General features: G+C 45.0%; 15 protein-coding genes and 1 pseudogene. 8 read left to right on the top strand and 8 right to left on the bottom strand.

Annotated elements, in window-relative coordinates; translation table 11 throughout:
* Position 1: 1 nt before the first annotated feature.
* The 4 genes from MH144_RS00970 to MH144_RS00985 form a co-directional block, all read right to left on the bottom strand.
* A complete protein-coding gene (locus MH144_RS00970) occupies positions 2-865 on the bottom strand; it encodes a pentapeptide repeat-containing protein (protein ID WP_239296623.1) in 864 nt (287 codons plus the stop codon).
* Positions 866-879: 14 nt separating this feature from the next.
* Positions 880-1,209: a PadR family transcriptional regulator gene (locus MH144_RS00975; RefSeq protein WP_095286527.1), complete on the bottom strand. Its 330-nt coding sequence runs from the start codon at positions 1,207-1,209 to the stop codon at positions 880-882.
* Positions 1,210-1,530: 321 nt separating this feature from the next.
* Complete coding sequence (locus MH144_RS00980) at positions 1,531-2,880, bottom strand: response regulator transcription factor (protein ID WP_239296625.1); 1,350 nt, start codon at positions 2,878-2,880, stop codon at positions 1,531-1,533.
* On the bottom strand, positions 2,877-4,571 hold the full coding sequence (locus MH144_RS00985; RefSeq protein WP_239296628.1) for a sensor histidine kinase: 1,695 nt from the start codon (positions 4,569-4,571) through the stop codon (positions 2,877-2,879). The genes MH144_RS00980 and MH144_RS00985 overlap by 4 nt, the downstream gene beginning before the upstream one ends.
* 265 nt (positions 4,572-4,836) lie before the next feature.
* On the opposite strand from MH144_RS00985, the gene MH144_RS00990 reads away from it, so the two are divergent.
* The 5 genes from MH144_RS00990 (at position 4,837) to MH144_RS01010 (ending at position 11,211) form a co-directional block, all read left to right on the top strand.
* Positions 4,837-5,790 carry an ABC transporter permease gene (locus tag MH144_RS00990; RefSeq protein ID WP_343225984.1) on the top strand — a complete coding sequence of 318 codons (954 nt, stop codon included), beginning with the start codon at positions 4,837-4,839 and terminating at the stop codon, positions 5,788-5,790.
* Positions 5,791-5,808: 18 nt separating this feature from the next.
* Positions 5,809-6,678, top strand: a complete 870-nt coding sequence (locus MH144_RS00995) for a carbohydrate ABC transporter permease (protein ID WP_239296630.1) — start codon at positions 5,809-5,811, stop codon at positions 6,676-6,678.
* Positions 6,679-6,748: 70 nt separating this feature from the next.
* Positions 6,749-8,434, top strand: coding sequence for an extracellular solute-binding protein (locus MH144_RS01000; protein ID WP_239296632.1), 1,686 nt, complete (start codon positions 6,749-6,751; stop codon positions 8,432-8,434).
* A 70-nt stretch (positions 8,435-8,504) separates the two neighbouring features.
* Positions 8,505-10,220: a discoidin domain-containing protein gene (locus MH144_RS01005; protein WP_239296634.1), complete on the top strand. Its 1,716-nt coding sequence runs from the start codon at positions 8,505-8,507 to the stop codon at positions 10,218-10,220.
* A 46-nt stretch (positions 10,221-10,266) separates the two neighbouring features.
* Positions 10,267-11,211: a family 43 glycosylhydrolase gene (locus MH144_RS01010; protein ID WP_239296636.1), complete on the top strand. Its 945-nt coding sequence runs from the start codon at positions 10,267-10,269 to the stop codon at positions 11,209-11,211.
* A gap of 134 nt (positions 11,212-11,345) precedes the next feature.
* On the opposite strand, the gene MH144_RS01015 is transcribed toward MH144_RS01010, so the two are convergent.
* Both MH144_RS01015 and MH144_RS01020 read right to left on the bottom strand, forming a co-directional pair.
* Positions 11,346-11,873, bottom strand: coding sequence for a DinB family protein (locus MH144_RS01015; RefSeq protein ID WP_239296638.1), 528 nt, complete (start codon positions 11,871-11,873; stop codon positions 11,346-11,348).
* A 309-nt stretch (positions 11,874-12,182) separates the two neighbouring features.
* Positions 12,183-13,757 (bottom strand): annotated as a pseudogene (locus MH144_RS01020) (glycosyl hydrolase); the annotation flags it as partial.
* Between the two features lie 369 nt (positions 13,758-14,126).
* Between MH144_RS01020 and MH144_RS01025 the strand changes: the two are divergent.
* Together MH144_RS01025 and MH144_RS01030 are read left to right on the top strand one after the other, a co-directional pair.
* Entirely contained in the window at positions 14,127-14,498 is a 372-nt protein-coding gene (locus tag MH144_RS01025; protein WP_127536781.1) for a winged helix-turn-helix transcriptional regulator, read from the top strand.
* 163 nt (positions 14,499-14,661) lie between these two features.
* A complete protein-coding gene (locus tag MH144_RS01030) occupies positions 14,662-15,378 on the top strand; it encodes a 3-ketoacyl-ACP reductase (protein ID WP_239296640.1) in 717 nt (238 codons plus the stop codon).
* A gap of 121 nt (positions 15,379-15,499) precedes the next feature.
* Here the strand turns inward: MH144_RS01030 and MH144_RS01035 are convergent, their stop codons facing one another.
* Positions 15,500-16,852, bottom strand: a complete 1,353-nt coding sequence (locus tag MH144_RS01035) for an MATE family efflux transporter (RefSeq protein WP_239296664.1) — start codon at positions 16,850-16,852, stop codon at positions 15,500-15,502.
* Between the two features lie 142 nt (positions 16,853-16,994).
* Here MH144_RS01035 and MH144_RS01040 point away from each other — a divergent pair, with 142 nt between their 5' ends.
* Positions 16,995-17,675 (top strand): TetR/AcrR family transcriptional regulator, encoded by a 681-nt coding sequence (locus tag MH144_RS01040; protein WP_239296666.1) that lies wholly within the window; start codon positions 16,995-16,997, stop codon positions 17,673-17,675.
* A gap of 169 nt (positions 17,676-17,844) precedes the next feature.
* Here the strand turns inward: MH144_RS01040 and MH144_RS01045 are convergent, their stop codons facing one another.
* Entirely contained in the window at positions 17,845-19,497 is a 1,653-nt protein-coding gene (locus MH144_RS01045; RefSeq protein ID WP_239296677.1) for a rhamnogalacturonan lyase B N-terminal domain-containing protein, read from the bottom strand.
* Between the last annotated feature and the right edge of the window lie 15 nt (positions 19,498-19,512).

Below are 19,512 nucleotides of genomic sequence, written 5' to 3' on the forward strand. Positions count from 1 at the left end.
CTTAGATAACGGTAACTTTGGATACATTGGCTTCCATGCCTTTGAGGGCAGCATAAGTGAGTTTATCCATCATCGCACCGTCAAAGCAGACGGTTTTGATCACACGGTAATATTTTCTTGACCAGGAAGACATTGGAAAGGATACGTTTTTGAGTGTAGCGTTCTGAAATGAAACTTCGTTCAGTGCCACTTTGTCAAACTTGACCCCGATAAAGGTTTGCCCATCAAAACGCTGACCGCTCAGGTCGGAAGACTTGAATTCCACACCGTCGAAGATACAGTTATCGAAAAGGGCTTTTCTAAGATCAGTCAAGGAGAACGTAACGTCAGTCAGTCTAACCTCTGTGAATCTGGCTCCGTCCATACCCGACTTGCTGAAGTTCGTGCGTACAAGAAGAGATTGATTAAAGCTCGCATTTGCAAGATCCAGTGTAGACAGGGTGCAGTCTGTCAGATTGGCACGATCAAAATTGGCATCCCGGACATCGCTGCTAGAAAAAGAACTGCCGGTCAAATCTGCATCCCTGAAATCGGAGCCTCGCAGCGCGCTGGATTTGAATTGTCCTTTATGCGCGGTAACACCAGCAAAATCGCTCGTTGACAGGTTACTTGCGTTAAAGTTTGTCACTACCTGCCGTTCCAGTGAACGGGAGAGGTTGGCAACCTCCTGTACAGTCTCTTCAATGTCGCCGATGCTTTCAATGGTCATCTCAAAAGCAGTTTCATCATCTTTGCCCTCAGCCTTGAGGTCACGGAACCTTTCTTGCAAATCGGAGTGCAGGTCTGCTTTTAATTCGGTGACACTTTTTACCCCATCGTACGGTGCAAAAACTCCGTTTAAATAGTGAGTGAGCTTTTCATTCATAACCTCAACACTCCTTATAATAAGTTTTCAAGCACGCGCTTCGCGTACTCCCAGTTTTCTTTGTTGCTGGCATGAGTTGCTTTGCCTTTTTCGGTAATTCTAAAATATTTGCGGCGTCCGCCTTGAGATTCATCGCCCCAATACCACTCAATATCACCCTCCGCTTCAAGTCGCCGAACGCTGGAGTACATGGTGGCTTCTTTTAATTCGTACTCACCGCCTGAGCGCTCAGCAATCATTTTGACAATTTCGTACCCATATCTGTCAGCTTCGGATAAGAGCCGTAAAATCATCGTATCGGTATGGCCGCGTAGTAGGTCGGATGTAATTTTGTTTTGGCTCATGTAATCACCTCGCAATTGTATAATACGTCATACTACTGTGACTGTCAAGGTAGTATTATAATCAAATTACCTTGATTGAGAATTTTGCGTGTTTGTTATATCGTTTGTTATATCACATCATGTTATCTACATCGTTCCTTCTCTTTATGGCAAGTAATAAGCAACAAAAAATGAGCTGTATCTTAGAGCTGGGAGTCAGCTTTAAGGTACAGCTCATCGTTGGGCATATCGAGTTAAACAGGGGATGGTTATCATACCCAGGCATAAGTGGGTGAAGAGGGGTTAGGCTCTTCCAAGCAGTCTAGCCACTTGTTGTTATGCTTATTGATGGATCATATTTCTACGGTATTGATAAGGGGTAACCCCGAACTCTTCCTTGAACAATTGGATAAAATACTGATTTTTCTTGTAGCCAACCATTTGAGAGATATCGGCTATGCGGAGTTCTGAATCCAGCAGGAGGTGGGAGGCTCTCTCCAGTCGTTTCTTGGCAATGTAGCTGGACACATTTTCTCCAGTCTCCTGTTTAAAAAGTTTGGAAAGGTAGACAGGGTGAAGGTGTGCCACTTTTCCCAATTCATCGAGGCTGAGACCATGTGAAAGATGATCTTCGATATATTTTTGCACTTTACCCACGATCGTTTGAATGGACATTTGCTTGTTGTTCCTGATCTGGCTAACTGTATCCATGAGTGTCGACCATAGTTCGTCCGGATCCCTAAGCCGATTGAATATCCAATCCGCAGTCTCCGAAGGATTCCGTTCTTTATCCACCATATATACATAAAGGATGGTTTCCATCAGGAAGAGGATTTTTTCCTTTCGCGGATGGATTCGATCATAGCTTTTCATAATGTTACCCGCCGACTCCCAATCCCCACATGATGGAGAAACGTTCAATATCCCGCTAAAGTCACCAGACTGCACGTACTCACCCAGGAAGAATTCGTAAAACAGCTGACGGAATTCGTTCCGGTCGGTTATTGAAAATGGTGGGGATAAGAACAAGCAGCCCGGTTTGATGATCAGCATCTCGGCAACTTCTTCGGGAACTAAACCGACCAGCTGCGTTCCGGAAGACCAGACGAGACAGGTCCATTGATCTCCAAGTTTATACTGCAAATCTTCTGTATCAGCTTGTGTGCAATTGTCCATTTTCAAGCAGCGAAAAAGGCGACTTCCTAATAAGTCGGTAAAAGCCTGAAATTCCTTTCTTAACGTCGCATTTTCTCCAAGAAGTGATAGCAGCCAGCCCAGACCATCGAAGTTTTCCCACTGGACGGCCGGACGTGGCGTTGTGTTCTTTATATTTTTGATGGCTTTAGCCATGGCTTTCTCCACATCATCCTTGTCTACAGGTTTGAGCAAATAATCGAGTGCACCTAGACGAATTCCTTGCTGCGCATATTCAAACTGGGAGTAGCCCGAAAGGATAATGACTTTGGTAAGCAAGTTATGTTGATGGATGTGTTGGAGCAGGTCAATTCCCGAAACCTCGGGCATTCGGATATCGGTGATTAGAATATCTACATGACGTTGATTCAACCATTCTCTGGCTTCAATCGAATTGGTTGTTGTTTCGATCTGGTTGATCCCAAGAGACTTCCAATCAAGCAAGTGTTTCATATATTCCACAACGTAGTGTCCGTCATCCACGATCAATAGTCTCATACATTTTCTCCTTTCTCTGCAGAAATATCGATCAGCATCAGAACCGACAAGCCGCCCCAATCATTGGTGGAAAATTGAAGTCCGCTCAGCTCGCCGTACGTATTTCTCAGACGCCGGTTTACATTCCAGAGCCCGACGCCTCTTATTCCTTCAGGGGGTGTGTCGCTCTCCATCTGAGTTTCGAGCCTGTGGATATCCTCCAGTGAGAGCCCTTTTCCGTCATCCGAGATCCTGATCGTGATGGCAGTTTGCGTGCGTTTGACATCGATCGTGACCTGATGGGCTCCCTGTCGTCCTTCAATTCCATGTTGAATGGCGTTCTCAACAACAGGCTGAATGATCAGCGGCGTCAGAGGAAGGGAGGCAAGTTCAGCTGGCAGGTCAATCTTGTACTCAATCTTTTTGCTGAGTGTCATGATGACAAGAAAATGTTCCGCAAACTGAAGCTCGCTCTCCAGTGTTACCTCGTGCCGGTCCAATTTGGTTAAATAGCGGTAATATTCCGCCAGGTGCTTGCTCATTCGCATGACGGCATCCGGCGAAAACTGGGCAACCGACATGATATAAAACAAACTGTTGTATAAAAAATGCGGATTAATCTGGGCTTGCAGCTGTTTTAATTCGGCACTTCTTCTCAGATCCGTTTCGGTCTTCAAGGATACGAACAGCTCCTGAATCTCTGCAACCATATGGTTAAAACTGCGGAATAGGCTGTAGAATTCCTTATCGGTGTTCTCGGTAATTCGTGTGTTGTGATTGCCTTGTTCAACCTGTGAGAACTTCTTCTCCAACAGACGAATGTTTCGGTAATAATTCCGGTAAAACGTGAAGATAACAAACAAACCGAGCGTCAAAACGGCTAAAATGCTCACAAGGAAAACTTTGCGATTGCGATCCAGCGGCTGCAGAAAATCATTCGTACGTGTGTATGTAATCAGGTAGGCGTCAATCGGTTCAATGTATCTTGAGAGAACATAGTAATCATCCGATTTGGTATGATAATCATATTTTACAGTTGACTCCGGTTGGGGCGTGAGCATGCTGGTAACCGCTTTCAACAAATCGTTATCAACTTCTTTTTCACTCCACAATTGCTGTTGGTTAAACAGGAAAAAAGCATTCGAGCTGTCATTGTTGACCGCCTTCTTGAGCAGGCTCTTCAAATAATCGGTTTTCAGTTTTACGCCAACGACATATTGGGCAGGTTCAACCTGTCCATTTTTTTGGATATAAGGGTAGACGGCAAAGTAATACAGGCTGCCTTCGACAATTCGCCATCCCCGTTCTTGAACTTCCTTGAACGGAAGTCTTGCCTCCAGCGTATTGTTGGTGGACAGGAACGATTCTTCAGACTTCCAGTAGATGCCGATGGACTCAATCGAACGACTGGAAAGCAAAATTTGACGTAAGCGATCAACGATTTCATTTTTCTTCATTTGGGAATCGTAGTTACTCAGCTCAATCACTTGGCTCTGATAAAACCGGACGTCACTGTCGGCTGCAAACTGGACCCCGTACATGTTAGCCTCATACATAATTCCGTCCAATATGCCTTTCACATAATCAAGCTGGTTCTTGGAAGCTCCAATCAGATTGTCCTCCAGTGTTTTGGAACTCAAACTGTTCATCACGAAAAATAAACTTAACGTCAGCAGCAGAAAAAAAACAAAGAAATAGATAAATCGCTTCATGTACATTTTTCTTAGCATCGTGTTTCCCTTTCCTGACCGTAAGCTTGGGAGTAATAAGGCCCCTACCAATTTAACTTTAATATAAGCCAAACGACCGAAAAGAGGAAGGGCGGCACAACGCTAAAATGAAAGCGGTTTAAAGTGGTTCAGGCTGGGGTGATGATCTTGAAATATTGGCATTTTGGAATGAAAGCGCTTTTGTTAAGCTTGATTGGAGGATTTATTTCCAGGACTTTTCATAAAGGAGGTATGCAACATTAATGAGATGGGCACCGTTACATCCGCAGAAAAAGTAAAAACCAGGATTAAAAGGCGTAGTCCATGGAAAACCGAAATCAGGAAAAGCTGGCCGTTGTATGTGCTGTGTCTTCCCGCTTTCGTATTTGTCTGTATCTTCTCGTATGGACCCATGGTTGGTTTGCTCATGGCGTTCCAGGACTACAAACCATGGCTCGGGATCGGAGGTTCCCGGTGGATCGGGTTAGCGAATTTTGAGAGGATCTTCCAGTATGATGAAGCGACTCAAGCCATCGTTAATACGCTGATTATTGCCGTTTCCAAAATTATCGTAGGTATTATCGTTCCGATCATCATGGCTATTTTGTTGAGCGAGATACGAAATATCGGGATCAAGAAAAGTGTACAGACACTGGTGTATCTGCCACATTTTTTGTCCTGGGTCACTGTCGCGGGGCTGATGATTGACATTCTGGGATTAGACGGAGGCGTCAATCAAATATTGACCTGGATGTTCGGAAACGATCCGATCTACTTTTTGGGTGATCCCGATCTCTTTCGTTACACGGTCGTTGTGAGTGACGTGTGGAAGAGCTTCGGCTTCGGCATGATTGTCTATTTGGCTACCATAGCGGGAATCAATCCTTCCTTTTATGAAGCGGCCGAGATTGATGGGGCCACGCGCCGGCAGCAAATTCGATACGTCACCTTGCCCAGCATGCTGCCGATGATTATCGTCATATCTACACTCAGTCTGGGCAATATTCTGGACGCCGGATTTGATCAGGTTTTCAATCTGTACAATCCGCTTGTCTACAGCACGGGAGATATCATCGACACCTATGTCTATCGTTCTTCTTTGTTAAACGGGCAATATGGATTCGGGACCGCTGTTGGTCTGTTCAAATCAGGGATCAGCCTGATCCTGATCGTTGTATCCTACAGGCTGGCCTACAAGTACGCCAATTATAAAATATTCTAACAAGGAGGGAGCGGGATAATGTACCATAAGACGACAGGTTATCGAGTATTCTCGATTTTTAATTATGCGTTCATGATCCTGGCGGGACTGGCGTGTTTTCTCCCACTGCTTCATTTATTGGCGCAATCGCTTAGCAGCAAAGCAGCCATTAGCGGTAATCTGGTGTCATTCTGGCCAGTCGGGTTCAATGTGGATGCCTATGTAAAAACGTTCAACAATTCCAATTTCATCGGTTCCATGCTGACATCTATCACCCGAACCGTATTGGGAACGTCCATCAGCATGTCTATCCTGATCTGTGCAGGCTATGCGCTGTCCAAGGAATTTCGGGGCCGCAACGCACTCATGTGGTTTTTTATCTTCACCATGCTTTTCTCCGGGGGACTGATACCGTCTTACATATTGATAACTAGCCTTGGGCTGAAGGATACGATCTGGGCGCTTGTGCTGCCAGGGGCTTTTGGAGCCTATAATCTCATCCTTCTCGTCAATTTCTTCAAGACCATTCCGAAAGCCCTGGAAGAAGCAGCATTTATTGACGGTGCATCCTTCTTCGTGATTCTGAGCAAAATCTATCTGCCGTTATCTCTGCCAGGAATAGCTACCGTATCTTTATTCATCATGGTCGGACATTGGAATTCCTGGTTTGACGGGATTTTATACATGTCGGATGCGAGCAGGTATCCGCTGGCTTCCTTCCTGCAGACGGTTGTGGTGCAGAGCAACATGCAGAACATGGCGATGAGCCAGTCTGAAGTCGCAGCCATGTCGGAGCAGAGCATCAAGGCAGCCCAAATTTTTGTCAGTACGCTGCCTATTATTTTGGTCTATCCTTTTTTGCAGCGTTACTTCGTGAAGGGCATTGTGTTAGGTGCTGTGAAAGAGTAGTTTTTATCATGATCAGGAGCAGTAGAATGATTAGCAAGCAGTACGATATGGACGAAGGGGGCATGTTTCAATGAAGGAAAGAATAAGGATTCGGAAAATGGTTAGCTTGTTAATCCTGTCCGCTATGCTTGTGGCTGGATGCAGCCAAGGAGAAAGCAGTACTGAATCTGCACCGACATCGGTGCTTAAGGACGGAAAATACGATCCTCCATTCAAGATTACGATTGCGAAACAACAGGATGAAAATGCCGGTAAATATATCAATGGTGAAAGTTTGAATGACAATGTATTGACCCGTTGGGGAGAAGAAAATTTGGGCATCAAGATCGAAACCACACTGCTGGGTGGCGATGCTTCCCAATATAATACCAAGCTTCGGCTGGCGTTAACCGGTTCCGAAAAGCTGCCTGATGTCCTGCCGGTGTATGACACCATGCTGGTCAATGATTTGATCGAATCGGGCCGGGTCAAAGAGATAACGGAAGATATTGAAGCTTATATGCCAGAGCGGATGAGAGAGATTTACAAACAATATCCAACGACGTTCAATCCGGTGGTCAGGGACGGGAAGGTTTACGGAATGGCGATCGCACCGAATCTGACGGAGGGCGAAGTCATGCTGATCCGTCAGGACTGGTTGGATAAGTTGAAATTGAAAGCGCCAACAACCATAGAAGAATTTGAGAACGTCATTGCGGCATTTACCACAGAGGACCCGGATGGTAACGGCAAGCAAGACACATACGGGTTTACATTCTCGGGCAAGGATTCCTACAACACGGGCTGGGTCAGTGATCCCGTCATGATCTTCAGCGCATATACAGGGAAACACCTTCCGCGGCAATGGGTGAACGACAATGGCAAATTAACCTATGGATCAGTGGCTGAAGGCAACAGGGAGGCACTCGCCAAGCTGCGGGATTGGTATGCCAAAGGGTATTTGAACAAAGAACTGGCCACTCAGGGCGCATGGGACGCATTGTCTGATTTTACTGAAGGCAAGGCAGGCATCATCATTGGACGTCCGTGGCTCTATGACAGTGTGAAGGATGTGGAGAAAAATATCGAGGGCGCCAAAATCCAAGCTTACCCGACCATTCAAGGTGTGAATGGTGATAAGACATATCAGACTGCTCAGCAAAACGATGGCGTATTCATGTTCAATAACGAATTCCAAAACATGGAGGCATTCTTCCTGTACTACGATAAAATGTACGATGCGGCCTTCAGTACGGGGGATTTCAAATATGGCTACGCTCAGGGTTACGATTACGATATCGTCAATGAAGAGGTGACATTCGATCCGAAAAAATTCAACACACCTCTTGAAGCGATACAAAGTGTTGGGAAAATGGGGTTCACCAAAAATACGCCGAGTGTAGATGGTCCCGGAAAATCATATTTTGATCTGGCGAACGGTGTCAAAGCCGATACCGGTGTGCTCATCCAAAGTGATTTTAAGGATCAAACAACCAAAGATGGATATCGCATTTCCTATGAAAACCGGGATGTTCTGCTTCCAAACGAGTTTAACGGTCCACCTACGCCAACGATGCAAAATGTGTGGGAGCAGCTGACTACCATGGAGCAAGAAACCTTCACCAAAATCATATACGGTAATGAGCCAATTGAAGCATTTGATACTTTTGTGAAGCAGTGGCACGAAAAAGGCGGAGACCAAGTCATCGAAGAAGTAAACGATTGGTACAGCCAGGCCAGCGAGACGGATGTCATGGCACTCATGAAGTTGAAATAAAGTCACACTCTACCAAAATCAGCCTTCCGGCATAAGGAAGGTTGGTCTACTAAAAAGGAGATGATGAGACATGGTTATAGAAAAACGAGGGATGGCTATTGTCATTGCTTTGATAGTGTTAACTTGCCATCTATTATTCTCTGCTCAAACCGTTCACGCTGAAGATAGTGAGGGGACCCAGATTGCAGCAAGACTGTTTGTGCTTAAGAACGCATCCGAAGTGTCCAATGCCAAAATACACTGGGCACCTGTTAACGGAGCAAACGGATATGAATTATATCGATCCGAGAACAATGAGCCCTTCATTTTATTGCAAACCTTGACCGGAACAACGATGGATGATTATGACCTTACCGTAGGCAGCACATACAGATATCAAGTGAAAGCATATGGCGGAACCTCCTTGTTAACCTCTGCTGTCTCGCCGGAATATGTACCCTACACCCTTCCGGATAACCTCACAACTTTTGATAATACGAGCCAATCTACTTTAAACCTCCCGAATGAACTTAAAGTAGGGGATACCTACTACAGATTTAATTTTGTTCAAAAGTCCTCAGGCGGCTTTGGCCAGATGATACAACAGACGTCAACTGACGATATCACTTATGGGAATGACAAGGTGGTACTGTCCTACACGGATCATCCGGACTTGGCGAATTCCAAATTCGAAGGAATTAATATCTTATACCATGCTCCCACGAACAAATTCGTATTTTGGGCCCATTATGAGAACAGCACAGATTACACACTTGCCAGGGTGTCAGTAGCTTCTGCCACGCCTGGAGAGAACTTCACCTTTCATAAAAGCTTTCGGCCGGAAGGAAATGAGTCTCGGGATATCTCCATTTTCAAAGATGACGACGATTCAGCTTATTTGATCTCAACAGCGAATAATAATTCAGATACGATTTTGTATAAATTGACCTCTGATTGGCTGGATGTGGAAAACCAGGTTTCCGTAATCTATCAGAATCAACATCGGGAACTGCCCAAAGTGATCAAAAAGGATGGCGTTTATTATTTGTTCTCGTCCCAAGCTGCGGGTTGGTACCCGAGTATACCTATGTATTCCTCCGCTTCAAGCATCGATGGAGAGTGGTCTGAGTTACGAACGATAGGCAACACGTCAACCTTCTCGGCACAATCGGGTTCTGTCATGCGGGTAAAACCAAACACGGGTAACCATGTGGTTATGGTTGCTTATCGATGGATGTTCGGCTGGGCTGGCACGGAAAACGGAACAACAGAAGAGCGGCTTCTTCCCGTTTCCTTCTCCAATGGTTACGCATTCTATGACTATTTTGATCAAGTCCTCTACAGTGCGAACGATGATGTCGTAGTCCCTGTCCAGAACGGAAAGCTGTTGTCCCAAGGCAAACCAGCAACAGCGCAAACGGCTACCGGGACGAACCCGGCAAATTATGCGAACGATGGTAACTATCAAACGGAATGGATCGGTACAGGTAGTTCCTGGCCACATTGGTGGAAGGTAGACCTCGGGTCGGTTCAAGAGATTCATAATGTACAAATTTCCTGGTGGATGCAAAAAGGCTCTGAAGGGTTTTACAAATATAAAATTGAGACAAGTACAGACAATGTGAATTGGACTGAAGCATTGGATCGTACCAATAACACCTCTTACGGTTTCACCTCGGATACGTTATCAAGTCCGGCGAGATATGTAAGAATCCATATGCAGAATGCTAAGCTCCATAACAACCCGAACAACTGGTATACACCAAGGCTGTGGGAAGTGAAGGTATTTGGAGCAGATGAAGAATAGCAAATACTCCAACCTGAAAAACAAATAAGAAGAGAGGGATAACGGTTTGAATAATCAACAATTAACCAATGGGACCATCTGGCATGATATAAGTGGTCAGCCGATCCACGCCCATGGTGGACATATGTTGTTCCATGACCATTATTATTACTGGTATGGGGAAGACCGCAGAGATGATATTTATGTCAGCTGTTACCGTTCCAGAGATCTGTTCAATTGGGAGTTTCGTAATCATATCCTTACCACCTCCACTCCGGTTGCCCCCATCAGGGTACGAACCAACATGAAATTAATGAATGATAGCGGTGGAAAAGTGAACCTCGAACGACCCAAAGTGCTATTTAATCAGGAAACTAAAAAGTTTGTTCTTTGGGTCCACTATGAGAACGGAACGAATTATAATGATGCAGCATGTGCCATTGCCACATCCGATTATCCCGATAGCCATTTCATCTATCATGGCAGCTTCAATCCATATGGTTATATGTCGCGTGACTGCACGCTCTTTCAGGATGATGACGGGACTGCCTACTTTATATCAGCTGCCAGAGATAATGCGGATCTTCATATCTATCGTCTGCAGCAGGATTACCTGAATGTCGACAGTCTGATCGGAAAATTGTGGCAGGGGGAGTATCGGGAGGCGCCGGCGGTCTTCAAGCGGGATGGGAAATACTACATGTTAACCTCTTTTTGTACGGGTTGGGATCCGAATCAAGGGAAGGTAGCGATGGCGGAGACTATGGATGGACCGTGGGGGATGCTCAGGAATTTCGGAGACGAAACGACATATCACACGCAGCCTTCTTTTGTACTGAAGCGATCCGAACAGGAATATTTGTACTTTGCGGACCGCTGGAATGGAGCAGATTATTTTCAATCCAGCTATGTGGTACTGCCGATTGAATGGGAAAACGCTATGCCTATACTGAATAATTACACTGCATTAACTTTTGAAAAGGATAAAAATTCAATCTCTTTTGAAAAATAAGTAATAGGGAATCAACGTAAGCGTAGATGGACGGATTAAAGGATGACGGACAGATGTTGATATCTTCAGGGAACGAAGGTTCAACGTCTGTCCAATAACCATAATGGGGATGTCACTTCCAAAAGTTGAGTTAATTATAATGGCACATCTACAGCATAACGATCGCGAAGAATCGACAGATGGTGCAGTTCATGTCCAACCAAAACATACGCAATAGATCGAGCCGAAGCTGGGTTATCACTAACAATTCCTTTACGCAGCCAAGCTTCGGGCGTGATGTGACGGAGCATAAGAAGGGTCGAGCGACGTGCGACCGTATATTCCTCGTTCAGATCGGCTACGGTGTACGCATCAAAGGGATGACTTTGCATAAGGACATCCTGATCGTAACCGGGATGATTTGCTTGGTCGCCTCTGGCGATGCGAAGCAGTCTGCTGCTCATGATACGTTCGTTATCCGTCAGGTGGCCAATGACCTCTTTTACACTCCACTTGCCTTCAGCATAACGGTAATTGGCTTGCTCCTCAGTCAATGAGGACAGAAGGGTATGTACGATATTGGATTGTTGTTCCAACCGTTCGATGATATTCCCTTCGGGAACAAGTTTTATGTACCCTTCATAATAAGCTGCATACTCCTCTGTCGTTGGTCTTTCAAGCATGTTAGCGCCTCCTTTGGATTCCTAGCTCTGGATTTAATTGTAGTATATGCCTGGACATATTCTCAACCTTTCAATGCCAGGAATCTGCTACTTTATGTTGTTAATATTTAATAGGGTAAATTATTCTAGTGCAGAGTCTGGACGAATTGAACCTTGCCTTCAGCACGAAACAGGCCCTTCACTTAATGTTGAAGGGCCTGTTTGTGTGTTATGACATCTCTTTTACAACACTTGAATAAATTGATTTGATGGAATCTCTTCCATAAATCCGTATTTTTATTTCTTCATCGTTCAGTTCGTTTATTTATCGTTTGCGGTTGTTATAGAAGAAATCTGGGCTCCAGTATGCAGCTTCAAATTCGGCAATTCATCAAGCGTAATGACATAATCACTTTGATAGAGCGTTTTGAGCGTGTTCGGATGGTTAAAGGCAGAACTCATAAGATGCTCGCCGTACCAAGGGCAGAAGTAGAGCCATCCCGATTTTTCTTCCGTCAAATTTTGTACACTTGGTACTGTATCATTCTCCGTCATGGCCACCATCTTTTGGCCGCCTGTCAAATCAACAAGCTGATAGAAAATCGACGTAATTGCATCTTCATTGGGAACACCGGATAATCCATCATATCGATTGTAGATCGTATTGTATTTGTCATAACCGACCAGATCCACCTGGTCGTCACCAGGATACCATGCAGGAGAAGTGCTGTACACGTAGCTGTTATAGGTCCAGATCAGGTTGTGCAGATCATAGGTTTCTGTTAGCTCGGTATATAGAAGATCCCATAGCTGCGTATACACATCTGCTCCAGCCGAAGCCCACCAGAACCACGCACCTTCGCCATTCAATCCGCCATTACCCTCAGCCTCATGATAGGGCCGGAATATAACAGGCACATCGTTATCCTGTAAAATCTTCAACTGCTCCGCCAAATCCTCAATGGTTAGCATCACGTATTCATATTCTTTCGTTCCAGGAACGACTGCGTTCGCCGTATTAAAATTGGTCTCGTTTGGCTTATAGGTTGCTTCTTTCCAATCAACGAATTCTCCGAGTTGATAGGTGTCGAATTGGCGAGGAACATTGATATGCCATGCAGCTGTAGCAATCCCGCCTCGGTTATTAACCCAATCGATCATGCGATCGGTTGTGCCGTCCTCCCAACCATACAAAGGATTATAGTTCATGAAATCAAAACCACGAATGGCCGGATATTTACCGGAAAGGTCATGGATCCATTCAAACTCCAATTCGGTATCTCCATTATTACCGCCTCCGTAAATCTCTTGCTGTCCGGAAATAATGTGGTTGCCGTAAACCTCTGTCAAATAGTTCATTAAAAGCTGGGTTTCGGGTGTAGCCTCAGGATCGGTGAGTACAGGCTGTACATCCAGAGGATCGAGATCGGCATGATCCACAGTGAAGGTGTCAAAATAAGCAAAGCCCCAGCCTGCTTTAACTTGGATGGTGTTGGTCCCTTGATTCAGCTTGTGAAAACCGAAGTCGTAATTCGACCATGTTGTCGAATAGGGCAGCATGTACGATCCTTTAGTCACGTCGTTAACGGTTAAATATTGAAGTCTTCCGTCAGGGCTCAACTCTTGCATGTACTGAGTGGAGATAGCGTACATACCGGTTTCCGGAACAATAACGGTGAATGTGATCGTGCCGGAATTTTGCATCCATACAAATCCGCTTCCGGAGAAGCCCGGTTTGGGTTGCCCGTAAATTTCAGTAACGACTTGCAGATCGGACGTCAGCTGAGCATTTTCGCTTTCAATTGTGAATAGAGGAGGATCTGCATGCACAGGCATGTTCATCCATCCAAACAATAAGGTAAGTACCAACAACATTGCGCCTGCCTTGGTGAGCTGATTTTTCATTCTCATCTCCCTTTTCATGTGAAATAAGATCAGGAATTCTGTATAAAACCAGTCATGGATGCGCTTTCGAAGAAAACATAACATACACATCAAACTTTGTAAATATATGTAATAAAATTTAGAGATTAGCTCGTTTGTAGGATTATCTTATTTGTTCATAGCAGGGTTGGAAAACAAATACATTACACCCTAAACCAAGATCAGTCTTTTCTCGTGGTAGCTTCTTGTTCAGATCAGTTTCACGTTATCTTCTTCCATTCAAACATATGATGGTATAATAGAAAGGTCGCTTAATTACGTTGTCGTGTTGATCTACGAAGGTAGGGAGATTGGCATCAGAAGTTTAATTCAATAAAGGAATGATATGACATGACAGATTCGCTGAGACAAGATATTCGAGATAGATTAGCCCAGAAGGATTACCATTGTGAGAAAGAGTATACGTTATCGATCCTTAGCGGCAAATGGAAAGTGGTTATTTTATGGCATCTGGGAGTCGAAGGACCTCATCGGTTTAGCGATTTACAAAAGCTCTTTCCTAAAATTTCACATAAAATGTTGACAAGCCAGCTGCGTGAGCTGATTGAGGATGGCATTGTTCATAGAGAAGTTTATCCGGATGTCCCTCCCAAGGTTGAATATTCGATGACAGAAGTAGGAATGAGCATACTGCCCATCGTGGAAATGATGTATACTTGGGGCCTGAATCGGTTAAGTCAGCTTAAGGAAGAAATCAAGTAAATGGTTGTGGTAGTTACCGTTTGGTAACCACCGCACCAAAAAGTGCATTCTTTTCATTCCAAGCAAGGGCAGTTAGAATGGAATAGAAGTTGAGAACGATGTTTTTCTGGCTAGGTTTGGATTCAATTTAACTTAACTAACATTCAAAGGAGCGAACAATAATATGCAGTCCATTGCAGGGAAAGTAGCATTAATTACAGGAGCGGGGCGAGGGATTGGTCGCGCGATTGCCATTGCATTTGCACAAGAGGGCATCCACGTAGGTCTTGTAGGCCGTACGCTTGAGAATTTGCAACAAGTCAAGGAAGAACTTAAATCATACAATGTGAATGTAGCGATTGCTGCAGCTGACGTGTCCAATCTGGATTCCATTACAGCGGCGGTAGAGTCTGTGCGAGGAGAGCTCGGAGCGATCGATATTCTGATCAACAATGCGGGTATCGGCAAATTCGGCGGATTCATGGAGTTAACACCGGAAGAATGGACCAATATTATTGATGTCAACGTCAAAGGGGTATATTACACGACCCGTGCAGTATTGCCAGAGATGATGGAGCGCAATGCAGGCGATATCATTAACATTTCTTCTACGGCAGGACAAAAAGGTGCGCCGCTTACGAGCGCGTATACTGCATCCAAAGCAGCTGTGAATGGACTCACCGAGTCCTTGATGCTCGAAGTACGCAAGAAAAACATCCGGGTTACGGCTCTGACTCCAAGTACCGTTGCTACAGATATGGCAGTCGAGCTCAAGCTGACGGACGGCAATCCGGACAAGGTGATGCAGCCTGAAGATCTGGCAGACCTGATTGTAGCACAACTGAAGCTGCACCCACGCGTACTCTTGAAGCATGCTGGTCTATGGTCAACGAATCCGTAAATGGATAGAAGCCAAGGTGCATTGTAAAAATGTACACTAGTAATATACAAAAATAAGTCGCTATTTAAGCGGCTTATTTTTGTTTTGTAGAATTCTGACCTTGCTTCACTAATAATGAATACTACTGTACAAGGTGTTCCAACTCATGCTCCAGTTTATTCCGCAGAATAAACACCATGGCAGCGCCAACTAGGAAAGCAACAGCATCCGCAATAACGAGCGACCAGACCACGCCGTGAAAACCGTTCAGGTGGTTGGCAATAAAGAGCACTGGAATTAAAGTAATGCCTTGAATAATGGACATAATAAATGCGGCGGTTCCTTGGGCAGTTGCCTGGAAAATGCCTGTGAACAGCGTCGTCATTCCTGAGATGAACAGGGACAGAAATGTCACATGCAGAATATAGCTTCCCATTTCAATGAGCTGCGGATCACTTGTGAATAGTCCGATTAAATGATCCGAGATCAGATAAACGATGATGCCGAACCCGGCGGCTAGAACGATAATACTTTTAATCGTAAATCCAATGGTTTGTTTCATACGCAGCCTGTTCGCCGTAAACGTGAAAGCAATCAACGGCACAACCCCTTCACATAACCCCATCAGAATAAATTCAGGAAACTGCAGCAAACGTGATGCTATCCCGTATCCCGCTACAGCCTGATCCCCATAGTCTGCAAGAAAATGGTTCAAGAAGAGCGACATGGCCCCCAGGAAGATACTCATGATAAAGACAGGAACACCAATTTTGAATACATTGCTCAGGATGTCTTTGCTTGCCTTAAACCATCTGGCAGAAATGGTGAGTATATGGCTTTTATTCCCCATATGAAAGGCGTAGAATGCACTCGCAGCCAGGTTGGAGATCACGGTAGCAGATGCTACACCAATAACGCCCCAGTGAAAAACGTAGATGACTACAACATCAAGTATGACGTTTACGGCGACACTTAGGATCATGCCGACCATGGACGTGATGGCCGCTCCTTCGGAACGTACGATATTTTCCAGTGTGAAAAACAGGATCACAAATGGCGAGCCAATCAGCATAACGGTGACATACTCTTTTGTAAATCCAAATGATTCCGGCGTTGCCCCAAGGCCATGAACGATAGGGTCAATCAATGGAAGACCGATGGCCATGACGAGCAAACCGAGAACTATACTGCTGTAGAACGCAAAGGAAGACACATGTTTTACATCATCATATTTCTGCTCGCCCAGCAAACGAGAAATAAAGGTACCACTGCCTATGCCAATCAAGTTTCCTAACGCCATAATGGCGGCAAACAAAGGCAAGGTTAGCGCAAGAGCGGTTAACATCGCTGTATTGCCCAGCGTACCGAGAAAATAGGCGTTCAAGATGGAGTAGATGACGTTCATTGACGTGCCAAGCATCATGGGGATGGCAAAGTGAGCTACGGCTTTGGTAATTGGTGCCTTTTCGAAATAATGGAGGTTTTCTGCATCCATGGGGGTCACTACCTTCTTCATGTAATTTAGTATTGCTGACAATCTAACAGTGTTAGTTTGTGCCTTACAGTGTAAGATGATATCATGAGCGTATGAACCTGTAAAGAAAAACTTACACTGTTAGATAAAAGGGCGGATACAAATGAAAAAACAACAGCCACAAATCTCGGAAGATAAAATATTGGAAGCCTCGTGGGGGCTTCTGGGCGAAGAGGGCATCGAGAAATTCAGCATGAGACGACTAGCCGATCGTTTAGGGATTCAGGCGCCTTCGATTTACTGGTATTTCAAGAGCAAGCAGAATCTCTACCAACGTCTGGCTAACCAGATATCGAAAATCATTCTGGAGGAATTCAATTCTGAGGGGAATTGGAAAGAGCAGTTGGAGGAGTTAGCCATAACCATTCGGAGTGTGCTCAGTCGTTATCCCTGCTCCACGCAGCTCATGATGATGACGCTGCCCCATGAACCTGACATGATCCGATTCACCAACCGGATGTTACTTTGCGTAGAATCGACCCCACTTGAGCAAGAGCAGAAATTGCAAGCTGTTATAACGCTCACAAACTATGTGTTCTATTTTGTACTGGATGATTATCAGCATCAGCGCAATATTGCCGTGATGCAGGAGGACGAGGGAGAAATTCCAGACGGGCAGATGAACGTTCTGCTGGACTCCATGACCGAGGCGGAAGCGGGACTATTCCGAGGAATGTACAAAAGCGGGCTTTTTGAGGTGATGGGGACCGATCAAGCTTTTGAATTTGGTTTGAAGCTGATTCTGATGGGGATTGAGCAAGTCATTAAAGAGCATGAAAATTAGAATGCAAATCACTGTCCCAGGCAGGAGAAATCAGCATGATGTAAATGGAACCACCAAAAGAGGGCATAACCAAATGTTATACCCTCTTTGCTTTTTGATTCTGTTTTCTCATCTTAACTATTATATAAATTAGGTTTGTTTAACGAACTTTTCGAACTCCATTCGCCGTTTATTCATTTAAGAGCTCTACAACATCATATGCCCATCCTGCACTCAGCCATGGACCAGAGTCGGTGTTACCGCTGATGGGTTTAATTGAAATGGTATTGGTCCCTTCTACAAAGTAGGAGGCAGGGATTGTCCAATTAAACGTAGCGTTATTCCCTCTGTACGTACCGATCGTGAAACTTCGTGACTTGGGCTGGGAAGAATTTGGTGGATTCTTTAACTCATGTCCGTTGATTGTAACGCTTGGCCGTCCGCCATTGGAAGCTGCAGTAATCCCGATATTGAATTCGTGAGGGAACGAAGACTGCGTAGCGTCCATATCAAACGTGATGGTTGTTAGAGAGTTTTGACCACGAAACTGAATTGCCGGGAATTCGTTAGCGGCGTTGTCAATTTCAAAATGGACAGGTTCCCAGCTTTGGTTTCGGATATCCGAAGGGTGGAATTTGGAAATGTTCTGCCCATTTAAGAACTCCAGCGGTGTTCCGTCCCAATCTCCGATACGCCAAAGGGCACTCGTACTGCTCGGATCATTTTTAATCGTAATGGTATTCAGGGCTGTCGTGCTGCCTGCCAGAACATTGACGTTTTGCTCGTGCACGGCCAATTCACCTTTATAAACAGTCATGGTGTAAGTCCCTGGAATCATGTTGCTTTTCGCTGCTGAACCTTTTGCGCTGGTTGTCATCCAATATTGGGCGTTGCTGTTCGAAAAACCAACAGTGTAGGAATAGCTAGAGTTCATGCCCGCGAGGCCATTAAGTACTACTTTCCCGCGTTCCGCTTCCCAACCAAGTAAATTTAATTCAGACATCCAGCTAAAGTCAGGTGTGCTCGGTGTTTCTCCGGTCGTGAATATGTATGCATATGGACCATGCAAGCCTTTTCGCAAGCTTTCCGTTTGATTGTGGCCTGAGAACATGTAATTGTAAATCTCCGTATCTCCTCCGCTTTGGAATTGAATATCCCGGAAGAAGGGACCACCTGAACTTTTTTCCCGGTTGCCGTATGCCATAAATACGCCAACACCATCTCCCGTAACTCCACGAATCCCCAAATCCATAGCTTGATCATTGTCATAATACTTGGAAGTAGTGTATCCGTTCGCGTGGCCTTTTACGTCTTGGCTCTCAACGTTCCCGGTAGACCCTCCATTGTTGGAATTCGGAGATGTATTGGTTAGTACGGCTCCGTTACCTCTGAAAATGTACCGCATCTCCCCGAACGAAGCTCCGTCGCCCAGATATGTGGCCATATAGATGATGTTCTCTCCGCTGCGAGAAATATAATAATGAGTCAAATCATCCTCTGCTTCAGTCGTTGTGATGATCACAGACGATCCATCAGAGGACATTGCCCAACTGACATCTGCAGACGATCCAAGTCCGGATTTGATGTGAGATCCTTTTCCGCTGCTAGTGGTTAGTTTAATGCCGTTTAGTTTGGCGGATGTCAAATCTCCATTGTCTGCATTAATGGCATACTCCAGTCCTGCCCCCGTATTAACAACAATAGATTTCCCATTATCGTTTACCTGAAGTGCCCCAGCTGCACTGACATCTGCAGGATAAAAACCATAGACCGTTACAATAAGCAGGATTGCAGATAATACAAACTTGGACTTAATAAATGCCGTTTTGAGATGAATAATCAATTTGTTGATTCTCCT

Source organism: Paenibacillus sp. ACRRY (genome assembly GCF_022346995.1).
Classification (GTDB): Bacteria; Bacillota; Bacilli; order Paenibacillales; family Paenibacillaceae; genus Paenibacillus.

Excerpts from the sequence above, each read along its gene's own strand:
- MH144_RS00970 (WP_239296623.1), bottom strand. The coding sequence starts at position 865 with ATGAATGAAAAGCTCACTCACTATTTAAACGGAGTTTTTGCACCGTAC.
- MH144_RS00975 (WP_095286527.1), bottom strand. The coding sequence starts at position 1,209 with ATGAGCCAAAACAAAATTACATCCGACCTACTACGCGGCCATACCGAT.
- MH144_RS00980 (WP_239296625.1), bottom strand. The coding sequence starts at position 2,880 with ATGAGACTATTGATCGTGGATGACGGACACTACGTTGTGGAATATATG.
- MH144_RS00985 (WP_239296628.1), bottom strand. The coding sequence starts at position 4,571 with ATGAAGCGATTTATCTATTTCTTTGTTTTTTTTCTGCTGCTGACGTTA.
- MH144_RS00990 (WP_343225984.1), top strand. The coding sequence starts at position 4,837 with ATGGGCACCGTTACATCCGCAGAAAAAGTAAAAACCAGGATTAAAAGG.
- MH144_RS00995 (WP_239296630.1), top strand. The coding sequence starts at position 5,809 with ATGTACCATAAGACGACAGGTTATCGAGTATTCTCGATTTTTAATTAT.
- MH144_RS01000 (WP_239296632.1), top strand. The coding sequence starts at position 6,749 with ATGAAGGAAAGAATAAGGATTCGGAAAATGGTTAGCTTGTTAATCCTG.
- MH144_RS01005 (WP_239296634.1), top strand. The coding sequence starts at position 8,505 with ATGGTTATAGAAAAACGAGGGATGGCTATTGTCATTGCTTTGATAGTG.
- MH144_RS01015 (WP_239296638.1), bottom strand. The coding sequence starts at position 11,873 with ATGCTTGAAAGACCAACGACAGAGGAGTATGCAGCTTATTATGAAGGG.
- MH144_RS01025 (WP_127536781.1), top strand. The coding sequence starts at position 14,127 with ATGACAGATTCGCTGAGACAAGATATTCGAGATAGATTAGCCCAGAAG.
- MH144_RS01030 (WP_239296640.1), top strand. The coding sequence starts at position 14,662 with ATGCAGTCCATTGCAGGGAAAGTAGCATTAATTACAGGAGCGGGGCGA.
- MH144_RS01035 (WP_239296664.1), bottom strand. The coding sequence starts at position 16,852 with ATGGATGCAGAAAACCTCCATTATTTCGAAAAGGCACCAATTACCAAA.
- MH144_RS01040 (WP_239296666.1), top strand. The coding sequence starts at position 16,995 with ATGAAAAAACAACAGCCACAAATCTCGGAAGATAAAATATTGGAAGCC.